Genomic DNA, 5,342 nt, shown 5'->3' with positions numbered 1-5,342 from the left:
AAAGGGAGACTTTTTATTGTGTGGACTATTATTTAAATTGAGGAAAAAGATGAGGGGGGCTTTTTAGTCAGCCCCAATTGAATTACTAAAGTTCTAGAGAGTTTTCTTTCAATAAAAAATCAAAAATACTCATCGTTGTAATGCCCTGTTCGTCACGTGTCACCGGACACTCCTCACCAAGAACTATAATCTTCTTGAAAGAGTCATCCACCTTTAGCAATGAAGCCCGTTCCTGCTTTATTTTTTCTTCAGATTCCATTCTATAGGCAGATTGGATGTAATATCTGCGGCTTCCCAAATTGCAGACAAAATCCACTTCCAAATTGGCTCGTTGTGGCTTTCCTTCCTCATTCTTTGTGTAAGTGGGCACAGTACCGACATCCACATTGAACCCCCGCACACGCATCTCATTGTATATGAGATTTTCCATCAGATGACTTTTCTCATATTGCCGGAAATTGATACGGGCATTACGCAACCCCAAGTCCATAAAATAATATTTATAGGGAGAGTTGACATAGCGTTTACCCTTTATATCGTAACGGGTGGACTTTTCCACAAGAAACGAATCGCACAGATAATCAATGTAATCCTTGATGGTATCGTATGATATGACCGATTTTTTTTCGCTGCGGAAAGTGTTTGCCAACTTGTTTGGATTAGTCAAAGCACCGATGCCCGAAGCCATAATGTTGATAAGTTCCTCCAAATCATCATCCTTGCGTATATCATAGCGATCTTTAATATCCTTGATGTAAGTTTCGTCAAACAACGTTTTCAAGAATTTTGTCTTTTGTTCTTCCGTTGTATATGACAATATCTGCGGCAATCCACCATACAGCATATATTCATTCAATCCGGCTTGAACCGAACCTTTGTATGCCGACATATATTCGCAAAAGCACAAAGGATACATCTTCACCTCATATCCACGCCCCCGAAATTCAGTAATGATGTCTTTGGACAGGAATTTGGCATTGCTACCTGTGACATATACATCCACATGTCGTATCTTCAGGAAACCGTTCAGCACATCCTCGAAATGTTCAACCATCTGTACCTCATCCAATAAGATATAGTGCATCCGATCGTCCGTAATACGGCTTTCTATGTATGAATACAAATTATCTGGATTGCGCAAAGCCCTGTTCTTAAAGTCTTCGAGGTCTATCTTAATGATATGGTCATGTGCTATTCCTTGTTCTTCAAGATAAGACACAAATATATCAAACAACAGATATGACTTTCCGCATCTGCGCATTCCTGTTATGACTTTTATCATGCCGTTTCCTTGCAAGGAAACAAGCTCGTTCAAATAATGATCACGCTGTATCATAGTCCTAATCGAAAATTATGTGATATTCATCAAAGATTTCGACTACAAAATTAAGTCCTTTTTCTGAGCCTCCAAACAACTAATCGAAAAAACTGTTATCATACACACATTTTTAGAGTAGCGATAGTGCGTTTTCAAAAGTTAATACTGCCTTTGCATCAAATAAAAGCCTCAGAGTGGCACGCAAAATGCAGAAAGTATCACGCTGCAAAATCGGTAGAGATTATTTTGAAGATTGAAAGTCACAACTGAATATCAGAGGATTAAAAGATATGAGTGAATCCCAGGCGGATCACTGAAAACAATTGCAATGGAAAAGAACCCTTACATAGAGTTGGCTGAGTGTCTTCTGTCGGAAGAGATGGTCGAGTATTTTGAGGTAGTCATGGTAGAGAAGACCTTGGAGACTCTCGACGTGACATTGGAAGAACGCGACAATGGATTCGAGGGCTATAAGCCCGGTCAGCTTCGTCCAAATGGATTCTATGAGGAAAGCATCGTTCGTAATTATCCGGTCAGAGGACGCAAGATGCCGTTCCATATCAAGCGGCGGCGCTGGGTGGATGTCGAGACAGGCAAAAGCGTCAGCCGGCGCTGGGATTTAGTCACCAAAGGCACCCACTTCTCGAAAGAGTCTGCGGCTTTTTTAAAAGATATGCTTGGACAGATACCCGATTACGGGCCGCTCTCTTGAATGGTTGTTTGATATAGACGGAGATCTGTTTGAGCGTCAGTACAAGCGCCATCCGAGCGGTTACTGGCAATGGAAGGACTCGACCGAGAGCCTTCACGCGGAGCAATGGTGCGTGTTTCCGCAGAATATAGGCGCTCACCTGAGCATTGACGAGCCCTCGCTAAGTTGCGGAGAACTTTATACCATCGTTACCAACAAGGATGCCCACGGCAGAAAAAACGCCATCGTGGCAATAGTACTTGGAACAGATGCCGATACGGTTATCCATGCTTTGCGTCAGATAAATAACGCATTGCGCAATAAAGTGACAGAGGTGACGCTAGATCTGTTGGATAGTATGAACAGGATATACCGCATGGCATTCCCGCAGGCGTCGCGCGTTATAGACCGGTTTCACGTCTAGAAGCTTACACTTGATGCAGTCCAGGAAATCCGTATCAAGCATCGCTGGGATGCCATAAATGCAGACACTGAAGCAAGAGAGACCGCAAAACTCGAAGGACGCAGATACGAGCCTGTACGACTTAAAAACGGCGACACGCTGAAAGAGCTGCTGGCACGTGGGCGCTACACCCTGTTCAAGTCTCCTGAAAAATGGACAGCCTCACAGCATCAGAGAGCCGACATACTGTTCCGCCTGTATCCCGACCTCAAAGAAGCATACTGGCTATCGCAGAATCTCAGAGCCATATTCAACAAACGTTCAACCAAAGAAAGCGCCCGCCTTAATCTCGCCCGCTGGTACAACCGAGTCGCTGACTCCGGCTTCAAGTCATTCAACATAATAGCCGCCACATTCTACGAGCACTCCGAGGAGATTATCAACTTCTTTGACAACCGTTCGACAAACGCATCTGCCGAATCCATAAACGCAAAAATCAAAGCATTCAGAGCTAAACCCCACGGCGTCAACGACACTAAATTCTTCATCTCCCGTCTTTGTAAAATCTATGCCTAAACACAGGTTTATTAGGAGCATGGAGAGCAATCAACAACAACACTCCCGAAACCTCTCCTATCCCACCTTCAATGTAAAGCGATGTAAACGCTTCGTTTTTCCGGACCACTCTCCCCTACTCCACCATAATACTTTGATAACCAAAGCAATCAGTCATTCTCAGGTCCACCACATATTGACACGTTTCGTTTTCCCCCTTTATATAAGAGCTGCTACGACTGCTTTTCCAAGCCCCACGACATCGGACAGAAAAAGCCATTGTACTTTAACATCTTGGAATAACCGTCATTTACGGCATCAATCTGATAAGATAATTTTTTGTACCTTTTAGGTAAATCGGAAACAGAATTGAGATCAAAGTCGATGCTCTTGCCAAAATACTCCAGCAAGAATTTAATATATATTTCGTAAGGAGTGAATTCCAGGTTTAAATAGGATTCTGTTTTAATCTTATCTATATGAGTTAAATCAATTTCTACGGATTCCTCTCAAAGTTTTTCGAAAGTCTCGGTTGCAAATTTAATATTGTCATCATAACGTAGTTCCACATTAAACTCAAAATTATTTTCAAGTCCAGCTTCGGTAAGGTTGCTAGAACCCGTTATAACTGAACCGTATCCATGCGGATGATAAACTTCTTCTCTGAAAATATAAATTTTCGCGTGAATATTCTGTTTCGGATGAATCCTCATTATGATTCGTCCAAACATAATATCCTCAATAAATTGGCACATGCCATCCTCTACCTCTTTATCACATTGATCTTCTTGTATATTTTTTTATCTCATTAAAAAATTCTTCCTGAGACTGTTCTGCATTCGGATTAAACAACAGACCTTGCTGATTAGCTTGATAGGTTAGTTTATCTACATTAATTCCTACCAATATTCGAATATGCGGCGTTTGCTGAATAAACTTATGTATTTTAAAATAACCTGAAGCGCGAAAATATCCTACAAGTGCATCAAAGAAATGTACTTGCTTATATTTGAAAACACCCTCTATCTTCTCAAGAAGAGTATGATCTTTTTCGTTTGTGAAGAAATTCGTGCTCATTTTATATGCTAATTTGATTAATATTCTTTTTATGCAGCCTTACCGATTTCGATTTCGGATTTAAGGAATTGGAAGATATAGACTGCGCCCTGGTAATAGACTGGGGTGCGGATATAGTTGTTCATTCTACAACTAAATATATGGATGGCCATGCTGTCTGCCTTGGCGGAGCAATAGTTGACAGTGGAAATTTTATCTGGGATGAGTATCCTGATAAATATCCCGGATTGACTCAGCCCGACGAATCATATCATGGACTGGTATTTACCCGACATTACGGTCAAAAAGCCTATGTTGCCAAAACGACAATGCAGTCTATGAGAGATTTGGGTGCAGCTCAAGCTCCTCAAAATGCGTTTTTATTGAATATCGGACTTGAAACATTGCATCTCCGAATGCCTCGTCATTGCGATAATGCGTTGAAGATAGCAAAATTTCTTCAATCGCGTCCTGAAGTGGCATGGGTAAATTACCCACAGTTACCAGACAATCCAAACTATGGTCTCGTGAAGAAATATATGCCTGACGGGACGTGCGGAGTTTTAACTTTCGGGCTAAAAGGTTCTCGTCAAACATCTGTTGATTTTATGGATAGTCTGCAATTGATAGCAATTGTTACTCACGTTGCTGACGCCAGAAGTTCCATTCTTCATCCTGCAAGTCACACACATCGACAGTTGAGTGACGAACAATTGTTGGCTACCGGTGTGGCTCCCGATCTGATGCGTCTATCGGTTGGAATTGAAGATGTTGACGATCTGATATATGATATAAAGCAAGCATTAGACAAACTGAAAATATGACTAATCATAACATTGATGGGTTTACAATCAGACCCATGAAAGAATCTGATAACAGAAACATCGCGAACTATATTCGTGCTGTCATTGATGAACACAAAGCATCTCAGACCAATAGTGTTTATGATGATCCGACTACTGATTGTGTTTTTCAATGTTTTCAAGGTGTAAATGCACAATATTGGGTAATAGATTATAATGGCATGGCTGTTGGCGGTTGTGGGTTCTATCCAACTAATGGGTTACCTGATGGATGTGCTGAGATTGTAAAATTTTACATACTGCCAATTGTAAGGAATCACGGCATCGGCGCATATATTCTGGACTACGTGATAAAGCTGGCACAGAAAGCAGGATATAGGCAATTGTATCTTGAAACAGTGCCTTTGTTTTCCAAAGCTATAGATATGTATGTGAAACGAGGCTTTACCGACCTGTTTTTATTCGTCACATAGTCTCCGTCATGCTCCTCACAACAACAGAAAATATACTCGAAAG

The 5,342-nt window shown here is 41.4% G+C and carries 5 protein-coding genes and 2 pseudogenes; 4 read left to right on the top strand and 3 right to left on the bottom strand.

The window, feature by feature from the left end; genetic code table 11:
- Nucleotides 1-85: 85 nt before the first annotated feature.
- Complete coding sequence (locus tag NSB03_RS19835) at nt 86-1,336, bottom strand: ATP-binding protein (protein ID WP_024988798.1); 1,251 nt, start codon at nt 1,334-1,336, stop codon at nt 86-88.
- 310 nt (nt 1,337-1,646) lie between these two features.
- Here NSB03_RS19835 and NSB03_RS19830 point away from each other — a divergent pair, with 310 nt between their 5' ends.
- On the top strand, nt 1,647-2,030 hold the full coding sequence (locus tag NSB03_RS19830; RefSeq protein WP_136014460.1) for an ISAon1 family transposase N-terminal region protein: 384 nt from the start codon (nt 1,647-1,649) through the stop codon (nt 2,028-2,030).
- Nucleotides 1,996-2,988 (top strand): annotated as a pseudogene (locus NSB03_RS19825) (ISAon1 family transposase). Before NSB03_RS19830 ends, NSB03_RS19825 begins: the two are co-directional and overlap by 35 nt.
- Nucleotides 2,989-3,476: 488 nt before the next feature.
- On the opposite strand, the gene NSB03_RS19820 reads toward NSB03_RS19825, so the two are convergent.
- Both NSB03_RS19820 and NSB03_RS19815 read right to left on the bottom strand, forming a co-directional pair.
- Nucleotides 3,477-3,680 (bottom strand): phospholipase D-like domain-containing protein, encoded by a 204-nt coding sequence (locus NSB03_RS19820; RefSeq protein ID WP_024988797.1) that lies wholly within the window; start codon nt 3,678-3,680, stop codon nt 3,477-3,479.
- Nucleotides 3,681-3,741: 61 nt separating this feature from the next.
- On the bottom strand, nt 3,742-4,044 hold the full coding sequence (locus NSB03_RS19815) for a phospholipase D-like domain-containing protein (RefSeq protein WP_257466602.1): 303 nt from the start codon (nt 4,042-4,044) through the stop codon (nt 3,742-3,744).
- Between the two features lie 98 nt (nt 4,045-4,142).
- On the opposite strand from NSB03_RS19815, the pseudogene NSB03_RS19810 reads away from it, so the two are divergent.
- Together NSB03_RS19810 and NSB03_RS19805 are read left to right on the top strand one after the other, a co-directional pair.
- Nucleotides 4,143-4,847 (top strand): annotated as a pseudogene (locus NSB03_RS19810) (PLP-dependent transferase); the annotation flags it as partial.
- The gene (locus NSB03_RS19805) at nt 4,844-5,299 is read left to right on the top strand and encodes a GNAT family N-acetyltransferase (RefSeq protein ID WP_136014461.1); all 456 of its coding nucleotides are present in this window, start codon (nt 4,844-4,846) and stop codon (nt 5,297-5,299) included. The pseudogene NSB03_RS19810 and the gene NSB03_RS19805, both read left to right, overlap by 4 nt.
- Nucleotides 5,300-5,342: the final 43 nt, after the last annotated feature.

Source organism: Bacteroides acidifaciens (genome assembly GCF_024623065.1).
GTDB classification, from domain to species: Bacteria; Bacteroidota; Bacteroidia; order Bacteroidales; family Bacteroidaceae; genus Bacteroides; species Bacteroides acidifaciens.
Note: the sequence above shows the minus strand (reverse complement) of the source record. Positions and strands in the feature narration are given on the sequence as shown.

Coding starts and splice junctions, on each gene's coding strand:
- NSB03_RS19835 (WP_024988798.1), bottom strand. CDS start 1,336: ATGATACAGCGTGATCATTATTTGAACGAGCTTGTTTCCTTGCAAGGA.
- NSB03_RS19830 (WP_136014460.1), top strand. CDS start 1,647: ATGGAAAAGAACCCTTACATAGAGTTGGCTGAGTGTCTTCTGTCGGAA.
- NSB03_RS19820 (WP_024988797.1), bottom strand. CDS start 3,680: ATGAGGATTCATCCGAAACAGAATATTCACGCGAAAATTTATATTTTC.
- NSB03_RS19815 (WP_257466602.1), bottom strand. CDS start 4,044: ATGAGCACGAATTTCTTCACAAACGAAAAAGATCATACTCTTCTTGAG.
- NSB03_RS19805 (WP_136014461.1), top strand. CDS start 4,844: ATGACTAATCATAACATTGATGGGTTTACAATCAGACCCATGAAAGAA.